Raw genomic sequence first — 14,860 nt, 5'->3', positions numbered from 1 at the left:
CTCCTATGTATTCTGTCGTAACATGGGACATAATTATTCATACTTATTATTTCCCCCGTGCTTCACCGCATATAATGCAGCTTGCGTACGATCATCTACTTCCAATTTAGCTAAAACATTTGAAACGTGTGTTTTCACAGTCTGTTCTGTAATATGAAGCTCTGCTGCAATTTCTTTATTACTTCGCCCTTTCGCAATTTCACGAAGTACTTCTTGCTCTCTTTTTGTTAACATGGAAAAAGGGTTCTCTTTTTCTTTCTTAACTGCTGATCGTCCGAATAGTGCTGGTGTTACTTTCGGATGAAAATTCGCATTTCCTTCATGTACTGCAATGATAGAAGCAACAAGTTGCTCTGGTTGTACTTCTTTTAATTGATAACCATCTGCTCCAGCTTCCAGTGCTGGTAAAACATAATCTTGCTCTGAAAAACTGCTTAATATAAGTATCTTTATTGTTTCATCATATTGTTTTATCCGTTTTGTTGCTTCTATACCATCCATCTTCGGCATTGATAGATCCATCAATACTACATCTGGTCTTTCCGTTTGAATGAATGTTAATGCCTCTTCACCATTTTCTGCTTCCCCAACCATTTCAAATTCTTCTCTCGTTTTTAAAAAGAATACAAGTCCTCTTCGAACGATATGATGATCCTCAACTAGTAGTAATTTAATCTTCAATCTTCTTCTCCCCTTTAAACCGGCAATTGAATTTCAATTTTTGTACCCTTTTTCAGCTCAGTTTTTATTTGAAATGATCCCCTCATTAACTGAATACGTTCCTTCATACTTTTTAAACCGAGCGCTGACTCTCTTACGTGATCTTGTATAAATCCTATTCCGTTATCCTCTATGTAAAAATACAACTGGCTATTTTCTATTTTTAAAAGAACATTTACCTTTTCACATGAAGCATGTTTTTTACAATTATGTATTGCTTCTTGACTAATACGCCATAAAACTTCTTCTATTTCATCTCCAATTGAAACCATACCATCAATTCGAACTTCCACGTGGATCCCTAACAACTTTCCGTAATTTTTAATTGCTTCTGCTAAACCTTTCTCTAATCCTTCCGGTCTTAATTGCCAAATTAAAAGTGTCATTTCTTGTAATGCTTCCTGTGATAATTCTCCAATATAGCTCAACATCTCTTGCAAGTCTCTATCTTGCGTCATATTTAAAGTACCTTTTGCTGTTAGCATAATAGAAAATAACAATTGTTTTACTGAATCATGTAAATCACGTGCAAGTCGATTTCTTTCAGCTACCACTACGTATTTACGTTCTTTCTCTACTAACTGAATACGTTGTATTGTCGTTCCTATTTGAAATGCAATTGATTCTAGTAATGCTAATTCTTCCTCTGAAAAATGTGTTTTTTGAGGTGAGGCCACATTTAATAGACCAAACTTCTCCGATCCAGACCTAAGGGGAATTGTCGCATGATGCGTAACATCTTCGGTCTCTCCCCAATTACATTCAATCGCATCCTCTATCCGCTTACATTCAATAATATTTGTTGCTTTTTCTAATCTCCCATTCACAAAACGCTCTACACACCAGCAATCTCCTTCACACATCGGCTTCTTCTCTTGCCATGTAAGAGCCGGTGGTAAGTTTTCATCTACAAGCATACGGTGCTTTCCACTTTCATCGATAAAGAATATCCACCCTGTTTGTAAATTCATAACTTGTAACAATGTATGTAACACTTTTTCTAACATGACTTGTAAGTCTGTTGCTTCATTTAATAATTCTGCAATTGCTTTTAATGCTTCTAAACGATGCATCTCTTTTTCTTCAAAGTTCATCTTCATCACCATCTATCATTATAACATTAAGAAATTTCTAAATTCTACAAATAAGAAAGAACTGAATTCCTTCAGTTCTTTCTTTATATTAATCACTTTATTATTGTTTTTCTATCCAATGTTGGAAGCTAGATTTTTGTTAACAAACTATTCTATTTTAGCTGTCCGATACAGATTGTCCACCATGGGCATGCTGTATACTTTCAGTAGTAATGAACATATTTGCTGATGGCATTTGCACTTGATTCTTATGGAACATAGACATTAATTCAAATCTTACTTGTCTAGAAATTTCAAAATAATCTTCTGGCTTTATTAAACCTGTAATACAAAATTCATATCCAACATATTTAAGATTCGGGTTTAAATCTGTGACACCAACATATTTAAACGGTTCAACAGCTTCATCCTCTACTTTATAAAGACTCGAAGCCAATTTTTCATTACAATTAACACAAACTTCTTCTAACAATTCCTTAACTCTTGTAGGATCTTCCTGATAACTTACCGTAATCCGTTCAATTACGCGCATCCATCCTTTATTAAAATTTTGTATCGTCCTAATCTCTCCGTGTGGTATCGTAAGAAGTTTTCCTGACCATTCACGAATTTGCATAAAACGAATACTAATTTCCTCAATCGTTCCTGAATTTGTTCCGTTAAAAGTAACAAAATCGCCAACACGAAACTCTTTGTCCGCTAATCTCGCAAAGCCTAATATAACATCTTTTAACATCTGTTGTGCAGCAAAACCGATAACAACACCCGCTATCCCTGCACCTGCAATGATACTTTTTATATCTACAAATTGGCTAATTAAATATATGATTAGACTGATGATGATGATATATCTAAAAATAGATCGAATCACACTTTGAATCGTTTGCTCTACCTCTTCATCAAAAAAGCTTGATTTCCTAAAAAACCAATCAATAATGCGGTTAATTACAAAAGAGATAATGATTAGTACTAAAGCAAATAGTAAAAATCTTAAAAGTAAAAACTCTCTTACATAATTAAAAAATTCTTCAGTATACGTTAATAAACTCATCCATCCACACCCTTAACTAATGAAAATTTCATGAAAAACTAATTTATTGTCATACCTTTTGATTTCCTTAAAACTTGTTACACTTTCTTCTATAAATATACCCTTTTTTATTATCTAAAGGGAGATAACAATAGAATTTTTTATAAATGACTTTATGTTAAGACCTCAATACTTACCTAAACAAAAAGGGGAATATTAACACAACGCCGAATTGTTCATTTGAAAATATTTTGACTCGCGGAGGTTAACTAACAATGGGCTATATCGAAGAACTAAGAGAAGTTATTGGATCAAGACCACTCAATCTAGCTGGCGTTGCTGTAGCTATTTTCAATGAACAAGGACAAATATTACTACAACAAAGGCGAAATGGTGTTTGGGGTGTTCCCGGTGGATTTGTTGAACTTGGTGAATCAACGGAAGAAGCCGGAAGACGGGAAGTGCTTGAAGAAACAGGGATTGAAATAGGCTCTTTACAGTTAATAAGCGTATTTTCCGGAAAAGAATTTTTTGTGAAATTACCGAACGGAGATGAATTTTACCCTATAACAATCGCATATCTTTGCAAAGATATTACAGGTGGTACGTTAAAAGCTGATGGATTAGAATCATTACATGTACAATTTTTTGACTTAAATGGGTTACCAGAAAAAATTAGTCCGTTCATAAAAAAACTAATCGAGCGAAACCTCGTCTCAATTTAAACGAAAAAAGAGACCTTTTTAAAGGCCTCTTTTTTCACTTCACTTCTGCATGTAAGCATGACTTAAAATGTCCAAGTGCAAATTCATGTCCTTGCGCATTAAAAGATGCAACAGCCTTTTCATAAACTACAATTTTAAATCCTTTATTATAAGCGTCTACTGCTGTGTGAAGAACACAAATATCAGTACAAACACCTACAAGATGAACTTCTTCTATTCCTCTTTCTCGTAACTTCATCTCTAAGTCTGTTCCTGCAAATGCACTATATCGTGTTTTATCCATATAATATACATTCTCTGCATTTTTATATGTTTCGTACACTTCTTGTAATTCACCAAACAGATCTCTTCCATTTGTACCAGCTATATTATGAGGCGGGAATAACTTTGATTCTGGATGGTATACATCGTTTTCTTCATGTTTATCAATCGCAAAGACCACGTAATCTCCATTTTCAATATATTGCTTCGTTATATGGACAATTTCCTTCTCAATTTCTTGTCCTGGTTTCCCGCATGTTAAAGCACCTTTTTCAGCTACAAAATCATATGTATAATCAATATTAATAAGAGCTCGTTTCATAACTACTATCTCCCCTTCTTCTGTTTCACAGTAAACAATAGAAAATTTGTTATTACGACATCGTATGTACTATTCGACATTTCAAATGAAATACCTACATTTTTCATGTAAAACTTACCTTAATCTGAGTTTATCATATGATAGATAAACAATGGTAAAACAAATAGCTCCTATTAACAAATCATGAATTTGTTAATTGAGCGTAATTTGAGTCACCTCTTGGATCATAAACCAAATGACTGACATCGTCAAAATAATCAAGACGATACGAATACACCGATTCACATCTTCAGCCTCTTTCTCTATCATAGTAGAAACAAGTGATTTCTTCCTACTTAATCGTATTAGAAAACGAAACAAGTTATTCACTGTTACATCCTCTAGTATAAACAAAAAAGCACACTACTTTTTGAGTAATGTACTTTTTATTCTTCTTATGACGCTGGTTTTGTTTCGAATGTTGCTTGATTTAAACTAATAACCTTTCCTTTTGGATCATTGTTTTCATACTGAACTGCAGTAATCGTATGACTACCTGTCTCAAGTGTCTTTTCTTTTAATTGTACTGTTGTCTGTGTTGTACTAGTGACTTGATGTTTATCTGCATATACTTGATCTACAAATATAAATGTTTCTTTATCATTTTGAAAATTAGAAAGCTCTAATTCAACATGTTGAATTAAAGTATCCTTTTTGATGAATACAGTTGGTATATTGCCGTTTTCAGAAGTACCATCTGGTGTAATAACTTTTACTTTTCCTTCACCAACTGGTACTGCACCTTCAGGGAATACTACTATATTCTCATTACTTGCATTTACAACTCGTTCTTCCTGCTTTGATTGCGCATCCTCTTTTTCTTGTGGAGCACCGCAACCGGCTAATAACAATACAGACAATCCAGTGATTATGAATTTTTTCAAAATTCATCCCCCCTGTCATTTCAATATAATTTATTATACAAAAATAACTTTTAAATTTTAAGACTATTTTCAACACTTTCATGAACAAATAGAATATTGCTCACGATTAATGTATCATACTTTCCTTAATAGAACATTAATTTTTTTTATGAAATAAATGGTAATTCCCTCTTATCTATCATTTTAGCCCAACAAATTAATTACATACCTGTCCAAAATAAAAAGACATTGTTCATTCAATGTCTTTTTATTTTAAGCTTTAAAAAACAAATGTTGTAATCTCATCTACTTCTTTTCTTGGAAGTTTCTTCGGCTTATCTTTCGGAAAACCGAGTGAAATAACCATATTTATTTGTTTTTCAGACTCAATTTGTAAATATTGTCGTAGTTCATCTTGAGCTAACAATACCGGTCCTGTCATTGGACAAGTACCAAGCCCCTTCGCATGTGCAGCCAGCATTAAATTTTGTGCCGCTAAACAGCTACTCTTAATTCCTTCTTCTTCCCAAACTGAATCTGGAACAAAAGCAATTGGATCAAATATCTTTTCACGAAATTTTGATTCATATGGTGTTGCCAAACACACGATTAATACAGGTGCCTCTGAGAAAGCTGTTGCATATGGTCCAAATGAACGGGTAAGTAATTTCCCTGCTTTCTCTTCTCCGTTTTCTGCCGCTTTTGCCGCAAGTTTATGTAATGCATCCCAAGTCATTTGCTCAATTTCTTTAATTTTCTCTCGGTTCATAATGACCAAGAACTCCCAAGTTTGTGAGTTCGTATCACTCGGCGCATAACGAGCACAATCAATAATTTCTTTTATGTCACTAATGGATACTTCTTGTTCTGTGAACTTCCTAACACTTCGTCTACCGTGAATTACTTCTTTAAAATCTTCATAATTCATACATTAAATCCCCTTTTTACAACGTTTTCAAATCTTGTCCTATGTTTGAATTATATCATGAAAAAAAGCTGGAGGAATACCAGCTTTTTTCTTCAATATTAGTTCGTAACTTTAAACAAACGAATACTTTCTTCATATGCAACTTGGAGTTTCTTTGTAATTGGTCCTCTTTCGCCGGTTCTAAACTGTTCATCACCTATTTGAACGACTGGGAATATTTCAAGTGGTGTCGCTGTAAAGAAGCACTCATCAGCCTCATATACTTCTTGTAGTGAAAATTCTCGTTCTTCTACTTCAATATGTAACTCTTTCGCTAATGTAATAACGAAGTGACGTGTAATGCCGTGTAGAATGAAGTTGTCAGCCGGATGTGTAATCAATTTATTATTCTTCACCATAAAGAAATTTGAATGACACCCTTCAGTTACAATTCCATCTCGTACTAATATCGCTTCTTGATAGCCTTGTTCGTTTATTTTATTTTTAATCATAATATTAGGTAGCAGATTTAAAGATTTTATATGACAAAACTTCCACCGTATATCCTCTTCTACCGTAACTTTTATTCCCAGTTCCATAGCAGCAATTGGTCTTGGAAACGAAACAATATTTGCAAAATATGTTGGTTGCATATTTGACTCATATACATGATTACGCGCTTGAGCACCTCTTGATATTTGCAAATATACATTCCCATCTTCTTGAAATTGATTTTTTTCAATCATTTGATGCAACTCTACCACTAACTCCTCCTTAGTAAAAGGTGGAATTAGTTTTATTTCTTCCATAGAATTAAAGAATCGTTCCAAATGTAGATCTAATAAATGTGGCTTCCCATCATATAGTCTGAGTACCTCGTATATACCATCACCAAATTGAAAGCCTCTCTCCTCTAATGGAATCATCGGCTGTTCTTCCTTCGTATTTACAATTCTTCCGTTAAACAAAATCCAATCTTTATGAGTAGCTTTCATTCATTCCCACTCCTTTATTCCATAATTAATTTAATTGTACAACTTATTCACACTCAAAAGAAGGAATTTTCTGTATTTTTACAAGTAAAAAAGTACATCACCCATTTAAGGTGATGTACTCGACCATTCATTTACTTTAAAAAATATTTTTCAATATCATCTAACATAAGGTTTGCAGCTACAATACCACCTGCTGTATTCCAAATCACTTCATCTACTTCGAATACTTTATTATCTTTAGAAGCCTGTAACTGCTTAAAGAGCGGATCTTCTGTCCATTCTTTCGCTAACGTGTTTCCTTCATTATTCTTATCCGCATCTTTATCAGATGTGAAATAGAATAAGTAGTCCCCGTCCATATTTGGAATTTGTTCTTTTGTAATTCCTTTTATCGCAAATTCATCTTTATCTTGTAGTGGTGGTCGTTTAAATCCAATATCATTTAATACAACGCCTGAGAATGAATTTTTTTGATAAATACGAACATCACCTGGGACGAAGCGAATAATTGAAACTTTAGAGTTAATTTTATCACCTAATTGTTCTTTTATTCCTGCAATACGCTTTTTATAATCATTAAGAGCATTTTGCCCTTCTTTTTCTTTATTTACAGCTTTTGTATAAAGCGTAAAGTTTTCTTTCCAATCACCGCGCAATGTTTCAGCATATACTGTTGGCGCGATTTCTTTTAACTGCTCGTATATTTTTTCGTGACGCATTTTATTTCCAATAATTAAATCCGGCTGAAGCTTCATTACTGCCTCTAAATTAATGTCACGCTCAGTTCCTACTACTTTCGTATCTTTCAACTCATTCGCTAAATGAGGATACCATTCATCCCCAGCTCGTGGTTTTGTCGTTCCAACTGGCGTTACTCCAACAGTTAAAAGTGCCTCAGCACCCTCATTCGTTAAAACAACAACTCTTTTTGGTGTACCATTTACTGTCGTTTCGCCCATTGCATGCTTTACAGTATAAGAATCTTTCGCTTTAGCTGATGGATCATTTTCTTTTTTTTCTTCTTTACTACACCCTGCGATTATAACCATAAGTATCATAATGCAGAACATAAACATTTTTTTAGTATGTACCATATGTCCTCCCTAGATGAAATCGATTATCATTAACAATTAAAGGTTAATGTATATTACATACATTGTCAATGTATATCAGAGAACTTTTTTAATATATACTATTTAGATTCTATCCGTTATTCAAATGTTTCTTTTTGAAACTATCTGTATAAGTATGTAAATAATGGCCGTTCTTAAAATGCGTATCTATGTTATATATAGATACGCATTCATATTACATTATAAATTTATTTCCTAATATTGATTATATTTAATATATGATGGATCATTATACACCCACTGATTTCCACCAAGGTTCAACCAACTGTTTTGATTAATAAATACTAAATAAGATTCTGGTTTATTTAATTTACGAATTACTGAAGAAGATGTTGATGGACCACTTCTTAAATTCACATTCGTTCCTTGTATATATGCGACACCGATTGCGCTACCATCACTATTGCTCGTCTTTACAAAATTAATGTAAGACGGGTCATAATACACCCACTGTCCGTTACCTAAGTCTAACCATCCGTTACTTTCTTGATATACGACATACGATTCTGGAGAGTTTAATTGGCGAATTACTGAAGAAGATGTTGATGGGCCACTTCTTAAATTTACATTTTTCCCAAGTATATAAGCAACTCCCTTCGTTTGTGGTGTTGGCTGAGGGTTTGGAGGTTGTGGATTTGGAGGATTCGGATTCGGAGCTACTCCAAAAATAGCTGCTATTCCGTTTGCATATGCTTGACATAGATTTTCAATAAATTGTGGATTTTTCAATAAATTTGCATCAAACGTTGTATCAATAAAAGCAGTCTCAGTTAAAATTGCATCCATTGCAGTCTCTCTTAGTACTGCATAATTTGCTTTTTTTGCCCCTCGGTCACGAAGGCCGTATTTTGTTAATACAGGATTGACTGCTGCATGAATTTTTTGTTGCTTTGCATATGCGGAGCTACTGTTAGATAACCCATTATAAATATAACTTTCAAATCCAGTTCCACCGCCACTATTTATATGAAATGAGATAAAGTAATCTGCTCCAAAAGAATTAGCGATATTAGCACGTTCTGATAAAGAGATAAATACATCACTATCACGTGTCATTTTAATAGTAATTGGGTAGTTTGCAGATAGAATGTCTCGCACACGTCTCGCTATTTGAAGTGTTAAGTTTTTTTCTACTAAACCATTACCAACAGCACCAGAATCATATCCACCGTGACCTGCGTCTATTACAAGTTTCATATTACTGTCTCGTTCCTTTCTTTCGTGTAATAGGTTTACATTGCTACTCGTCCTATTTTATGTAAAATGTACAAGTTCTGTTACAATTACAAATAAAAAACCACCTTATGTAAGGCGGTTTCTATCATCTTGCTTTAACCAATTTAAAATAAATATATACGATTGATAGTGAATATAACGTATGCAAAATAAAATAAATAAAAGACCCATTCCAACACCGCTGTATAACAAACCGAACTTTAAAAAAATGTTCAAAAGTGGCGGGAAATTAGTAATATTTTGTACTGTAACAAGCATGCAAAACAAAATAAAAAACACAGGTACATATTGTAATTCGTACGGCTTTCTTTTCTTACTAGCTCTTTTCCGAATGAACTTATGGCTTAGTTCTGCCAAAATAAAACATCCTCCAATTAATACAAGACCAGAAGTCATTATCATGTATCCACCTGCCTTATATTTATTTTAGCACATTACTAATCATCGTTATATTTTCTTCACGTATGTTCCATCTTCTTCATTAAAGCCAAAGCTCTCTATGAAAGTTTTTGCTTGTTCTGTTAATTCCTTTTGTAACACTTTTATCTCTTTCACACCTCTTTGTTTCATCATCTCTTCAAATGTAAAATACGTATTTGTTCCATATCCGTAACTTTGATAATCAAAATGAATTATTAATTGAGATAAAACTATACTCTCTTCTTGAACACTGTAATCTATTACACCAATATATGTATCATCAACTTTTACGCAATACTGCACCTGTTTCTCACTTACATTATGCGAGCGAAACATTTCTTTAACAACGCTTTCATTATCTACAGTTACTTTTTCAAACGTAATCATATGTTGTCCATCCTTTTACTATTATTGTATCAATAATTCGTTCTATTTATGAAAAAAACCTTAAGATCATATGCGATCTTAAGGTTTTTCTAATTAAACTAAGCTATACGCACGTTTCGTTTCTTCGTGGAACTTATTCGTATCGTATTTATGCTCAACATAAATTTGGTGCCATACCATAAACGCAAGTACAGTCCAAATTTTACGGCTATAATCGCCTTTATCTGCACAATGTGCTTCCAGTAAGTTTAATACGTACTGTTTGTCGATTAAATGCTCTGTTTTACTCTCGTTTATAATATTGATAGCCCAATCATGCATTTCGTCTTTTAACCAGTGACGAATTGGTACTGGGAATCCAAGTTTTTTACGATCTAATACGTGATCTGGAACGATTCCGCGTGCTGCTTCACGTAAAATAGCTTTCGTAGTTCCGTTAGCAATCTTAAATTCAGTTGGAATTTTAGATGCAACATCGAACACTTCTTTATCTAAGAACGGTACACGAAGTTCTAATGAGTTTGCCATTGTCATTTTATCAGCTTTTAATAAAATGTCACCGCGTAACCATGTGAACATGTCAATGTACTGCATTTTGCTTACATCATCATAATCTTTAATTTCGTTATACAATGGTTTCGTAATATCCATATAGTTAACACTTTCATTGTAATACTTCATTAATTCAACTTTCTCTTCTTCACGGAAGATTTTCGCGTTTCCATAGTAACGCTCTTCAATTGGCGTACATCCACGCTCTAGGAAGCTCTTTCCTTTAAAGCCTTCTTTAAGAGCACCACTTAATGCTTTTAGAACGCTCTTACCTGGGCTAGGAATGTAAGAGAACATTTTTAGTGAGTTTGGCTCACGATAAATGTTATAACCACCAAATAGCTCGTCTGCACCTTCACCTGAAAGAACAACTGTTACATGCTTACGTGCTTCTTTTGCAACGAAGTACAATGGTACAGCTGCTGGATCTGCTAAAGGATCATCCATATGCCAAATGATTTTTGGGAACTCATCCATAAACTCTTTCGCTGAAATGAATACGTTATGGTTTTTAACGCCTAATTTCTCAGCAGTTTCTTTTGCAACATCAACTTCACTGAAACCACGTTGTTCAAAACCAATAGAGAATGTTAAAAGATTTGGATTCATTTCTCTTGCGATAGAAGCGATAATAGATGAATCAATACCACCAGATAAGAATGAACCTACTGGTACATCACTGCGCATATGCACTTTTACTGAATCATATAACACATCACGAATTGCTTGGATATGCTCCTCTTTCGTTGCGCTTGAAGCATTGAAATAAGGTTTCCAGTAGCGATGGATTTCCATCTCTTTACCGATTTCTTTTACGAAATAATGACCAGGCTCGATTTTATTAACATCAATTGTTAATGTTTCTGGCTCTGGACCATATTGGTACGTAAAGTAATGTTGTAGTGACGTTGGATTAACGCCTTTATCTTCCATCACATGCATAATACTTTTCTTCTCAGATGCGAAGAATGTAGTATCACCTTGTTGTGCGACGTATAAAGGTTTAATACCGAAGTGGTCACGTGCACCGAAAAGTTTCTTCTCTTCACGATCCCAAATCATAAATGCAAACATACCACGAAGATAGTCTACACATTTTTCTTTCATATGTGCATACAATGCAATGATAACTTCTGTATCAGATTGTGTTGCAAACGTTGCACCTTTTTCAAGTAACATTTCACGTAATTCTACATAGTTGTAAATTTCACCATTAAAAATAATTACATATCGATCATTTTCATAAGTTAGCGGCTGATGTCCTGCCTCTAAGTCAATGATGCTTAAACGGCGGAAGCCAAATTGTACATGTTCATCACGAAAATATCCTTCGTCATCTGGACCGCGGTGGAAAATCATCGTGTTCATATTTTCAAATTGATGTTTTTCTGTTTCTGAAAACTCTCTAGGGTTTTCACATAAACATCCTACAAAACCACACATACTTCTTACCCTCTTTCAGTTTTCATTCTGTCTATATACTACTATATCAACCCTATTTATACTAGCATAATCAATTGAATATGGCGACCAAAAACTATAAAAAAATCACTCCATTTCACATTTTTAACAATTTTTTATGAAAACATGAAAACTAGGCAATCACCTTTCTCCGCTTTTGTCATATGATATTGCAAATTGATTTCTAGGAGGGAATACCATGAGTGAAGAAAAAAAAGACTCTTCTCGCCCACCGGTTCGCAATTATTTAAAGCAAATTGATGATTTCTTCGAGCAAACACCACTTCGCAATGTAATCGCTGATTTAAATCATTTTTTCCAAAAAGGAAATCGTTTATTAACATTCCCCGTAGATTTATATGAAGTTGGTGAAGAACTCGTTGTTACAGCTGAACTACCAGGTATACAAAAAGAACAAATTCAAATTGAAATACAAAGTGAATACTTAAAAGTCTCTGTAAAAGAAGAGATACTTGAAGAGGTCGAGGAAGAAACATCTCATAACTATTATCGCCGAGAACGTTCCATTTCAGAAGCATCAAGATTGATTAAATTACCGTACTCAATTAATAAAAAAGCAGCGAAAGCTTCGTATCAAAACGGCGTGTTAGAAATTCGGGCACCAAAACTTCCACAACAGCATGACATTTTATCCATAGACTAATGTAAAAAAAAGAAGGGTGCTGTGCACCCTTCTTTTTAATCCACTAGTCTCTTCATATCACGTATAATGTCTTCATACGGCGTATTACTAATACCACTATACTTTTTCATTACTTTTCCGTTTTGATCAATTAAATAAAATGATGTACCATGTATAACTTGACCATCCTCAGGTTTATCTACAAGTGATTGGAAATTATCTTTTGAAAACTTTGTAATATCTTCTAATGAATAACCCGTTAATAAATTCCAGTTACTAGTATCCTCTGTAAACTTTTGAATGAAAGCCTTCAAATTCTCCGGCTTATCAAGGTCTGGATCTACACTGAACGAAACAAACTGAACGTCTAATTTCTCTTCTTTGGCCATCTTTTGCAGTTTTGCCATATTAGCAGTCATTGGCGGACAAACTGTTTGGCAATTTGTGAACATAAAATCTGCAACCCAAACTTTCCCTTTTAAATCTTTTGTACCAAATGACTTTCCATCTTGATTTGTAAATTGGAAAGTTTCTAAATCCCAATTCAATGGTTTACGAAGCTTTGAACCCGATTCACTACATCCAGCAAGTACAAAGAGACAAAATACAACCATAAGACCAATTATTTTTTGATAACGCTTCATTTATAAACCTCTTTTCTCTATCCTAAATTTAAATAGGTTATGTTTATCATAACAAAAGTTAACACTACGAGAAAATTGTTTACTACATTTGTTCACGAAATCGTACGAATTTACGTATGTTACTTCTTTATTTCAAGCCAATTACTAGACAAAATTTATTTTTTTACTATTATTTCTCTAAATAGAAGTTGCAAAACTAATTTTATTGTTACTTTTGTAAACGCATCCCCCTATTTTTTAACAATCCCTTAAACATTCATCCATGTTATACACTGTATTCCTTAACAACATTTCGGTACAATACAATTACAACGATTTTAAATGAGGTGATGTTCATGACAAAACGTTATGAAAACATGGATAATGTGAGTACAAAAAAATCAATTCGTTCCTTTATACGTTGGCGAAAAGAACGAAAACAAAATAAAAAGGATTTTTCTTTTTTAGTAGAACAATCACCTGTTAAACAAAGTAAATTCCTACAAAACAACTTTGAAAAGACGTCTGTAACTTGGGTTGGTCATTCCACATTCCTTATCCAAACGAATGGGCTGAATATATTAACAGATCCAGTATGGGCTACTAAATTAAAATTAGTTCCAAGACTTACTGAACCTGGTCTTTCTATACAAGAACTACCTAAAATTGATATTGTCCTCATTTCACACGGTCATTATGATCATTTAGATTTTTCATCGCTTCGCCAACTAAATGATGATGTTTTATACCTTGTACCTATTGGACTGAAAAAACTATTTACTCGCAAAAAATTTACTCGTGTAGAAGAGTATAATTGGTGGGAAAACACGATCATTAATGATGTTTCCTTTCACTTCGTACCTGCTCAGCACTGGACGAGAAGATCCTTATTTGATATGAATACATCACATTGGGGTGGATGGATTATTAATAATGAACTAACGAAAGAAACCGTTTATTTTTGTGGTGACAGTGGCTATTTCCAAGGTTTCAAAGAAATTGGCAGACGCTTTTCAATTGATATTGCCCTTATGCCAATTGGCGCTTATGAACCAGAGTGGTTTATGAAAGCATCTCATGTTTCACCTGAAGAGGCAGTGCAAGCTTATTTAGATTTAAACGCTACACACTTTATACCGATGCATTACGGAGCTTTTGCCCTCGCCGATGAAACACCCCGCGAGGCAGTAACAAGGCTTCGAAATAATTGGAATTTACGTATGTTACCGTGGGAACAACTGCATGTACTCTTTTTAGGCCAAACCTTTACTTATAATAACGCAACAAACGGTAAGCAAGTAAATGAAAAAATTGAAACATTACACGTATAACGTAACTACTTATTTTCTATATCCAACATATACTATAGAAAATCATAAAGTAAAACTTTAATCAGTGGGTGTTTTCTATGAATGAATATTTACAGACTCGCTATATCATTAGCGGGAG

General features: G+C 33.8%; 16 protein-coding genes and 1 pseudogene. 3 read left to right on the top strand and 14 right to left on the bottom strand.

All coding sequences use genetic code 11. From position 1 onward, the window contains the following. Positions 1-33: 33 nt before the first annotated feature. The 3 genes from DN389_RS19510 to DN389_RS19500 form a co-directional block, all read right to left on the bottom strand. The gene (locus DN389_RS19510) at positions 34-681 is read right to left on the bottom strand and encodes a response regulator (RefSeq protein ID WP_149237487.1); all 648 of its coding nucleotides are present in this window, start codon (positions 679-681) and stop codon (positions 34-36) included. Positions 682-695: 14 nt separating this feature from the next. Continuing rightward, positions 696-1,814, bottom strand: a complete 1,119-nt coding sequence (locus tag DN389_RS19505; protein WP_046959321.1) for a GAF domain-containing sensor histidine kinase — start codon at positions 1,812-1,814, stop codon at positions 696-698. Between the two features lie 157 nt (positions 1,815-1,971). Next, a complete protein-coding gene (locus tag DN389_RS19500; protein WP_046955690.1) occupies positions 1,972-2,865 on the bottom strand; it encodes a mechanosensitive ion channel family protein in 894 nt (297 codons plus the stop codon). 254 nt (positions 2,866-3,119) lie between these two features. On the opposite strand from DN389_RS19500, the gene DN389_RS19495 reads away from it, so the two are divergent. Next, positions 3,120-3,569 carry an NUDIX hydrolase gene (locus DN389_RS19495; RefSeq protein ID WP_088122019.1) on the top strand — a complete coding sequence of 150 codons (450 nt, stop codon included), beginning with the start codon at positions 3,120-3,122 and terminating at the stop codon, positions 3,567-3,569. 34 nt (positions 3,570-3,603) lie between these two features. Here DN389_RS19495 and DN389_RS19490 read toward each other — a convergent pair whose 3' ends face one another. From DN389_RS19490 to asnB, 10 genes and pseudogenes are all read right to left on the bottom strand, one after another. Then, a complete protein-coding gene (locus tag DN389_RS19490; RefSeq protein WP_088122018.1) occupies positions 3,604-4,152 on the bottom strand; it encodes a cysteine hydrolase family protein in 549 nt (182 codons plus the stop codon). A 114-nt stretch (positions 4,153-4,266) separates the two neighbouring features. Beyond that, positions 4,267-4,521, bottom strand: a pseudogene (locus DN389_RS19485) (hypothetical protein). Between the two features lie 65 nt (positions 4,522-4,586). Then, positions 4,587-5,075 (bottom strand): putative periplasmic lipoprotein, encoded by a 489-nt coding sequence (locus DN389_RS19480; protein ID WP_048541213.1) that lies wholly within the window; start codon positions 5,073-5,075, stop codon positions 4,587-4,589. 259 nt (positions 5,076-5,334) lie between these two features. Then, on the bottom strand, positions 5,335-5,982 hold the full coding sequence (locus DN389_RS19475) for a nitroreductase family protein (RefSeq protein WP_046955687.1): 648 nt from the start codon (positions 5,980-5,982) through the stop codon (positions 5,335-5,337). Between the two features lie 98 nt (positions 5,983-6,080). Next, entirely contained in the window at positions 6,081-6,956 is an 876-nt protein-coding gene (gene dat / locus DN389_RS19470) for a D-amino-acid transaminase (RefSeq protein ID WP_098190116.1), read from the bottom strand. 131 nt (positions 6,957-7,087) lie between these two features. Then, positions 7,088-8,050, bottom strand: a complete 963-nt coding sequence (locus tag DN389_RS19465; protein ID WP_098190115.1) for an ABC transporter substrate-binding protein — start codon at positions 8,048-8,050, stop codon at positions 7,088-7,090. A gap of 234 nt (positions 8,051-8,284) precedes the next feature. After that, positions 8,285-9,286 carry an N-acetylmuramoyl-L-alanine amidase gene (locus DN389_RS19460; RefSeq protein ID WP_088092672.1) on the bottom strand — a complete coding sequence of 334 codons (1,002 nt, stop codon included), beginning with the start codon at positions 9,284-9,286 and terminating at the stop codon, positions 8,285-8,287. Positions 9,287-9,391: 105 nt separating this feature from the next. After that, the gene (locus DN389_RS19455) at positions 9,392-9,721 is read right to left on the bottom strand and encodes a hypothetical protein (protein WP_000200454.1); all 330 of its coding nucleotides are present in this window, start codon (positions 9,719-9,721) and stop codon (positions 9,392-9,394) included. Positions 9,722-9,772: 51 nt separating this feature from the next. Then, positions 9,773-10,132: a GNAT family N-acetyltransferase gene (locus DN389_RS19450; protein WP_098802049.1), complete on the bottom strand. Its 360-nt coding sequence runs from the start codon at positions 10,130-10,132 to the stop codon at positions 9,773-9,775. A gap of 93 nt (positions 10,133-10,225) precedes the next feature. Beyond that, positions 10,226-12,127, bottom strand: coding sequence for an asparagine synthase (glutamine-hydrolyzing) (gene asnB / locus DN389_RS19445; RefSeq protein ID WP_000333826.1), 1,902 nt, complete (start codon positions 12,125-12,127; stop codon positions 10,226-10,228). A gap of 217 nt (positions 12,128-12,344) precedes the next feature. Here asnB and DN389_RS19440 point away from each other — a divergent pair, with 217 nt between their 5' ends. Beyond that, a complete protein-coding gene (locus DN389_RS19440; protein ID WP_001288088.1) occupies positions 12,345-12,809 on the top strand; it encodes an Hsp20/alpha crystallin family protein in 465 nt (154 codons plus the stop codon). A gap of 35 nt (positions 12,810-12,844) precedes the next feature. On the opposite strand, the gene DN389_RS19435 is transcribed toward DN389_RS19440, so the two are convergent. After that, positions 12,845-13,432, bottom strand: coding sequence for an SCO family protein (locus DN389_RS19435; protein ID WP_098190112.1), 588 nt, complete (start codon positions 13,430-13,432; stop codon positions 12,845-12,847). A 335-nt stretch (positions 13,433-13,767) separates the two neighbouring features. On the opposite strand from DN389_RS19435, the gene DN389_RS19430 reads away from it, so the two are divergent. Further along, positions 13,768-14,742: an MBL fold metallo-hydrolase gene (locus tag DN389_RS19430; protein ID WP_142343512.1), complete on the top strand. Its 975-nt coding sequence runs from the start codon at positions 13,768-13,770 to the stop codon at positions 14,740-14,742. The last annotated feature ends 118 nt before the right edge of the window (positions 14,743-14,860 follow it).

It is taken from the genome of Bacillus sp. AY3-1 (assembly GCF_008368785.1).
GTDB classification, from domain to species: Bacteria; Bacillota; Bacilli; order Bacillales; family Bacillaceae_G; genus Bacillus_A; species Bacillus_A wiedmannii.
This window is presented reverse-complemented; position numbering and strand designations above follow the sequence as displayed.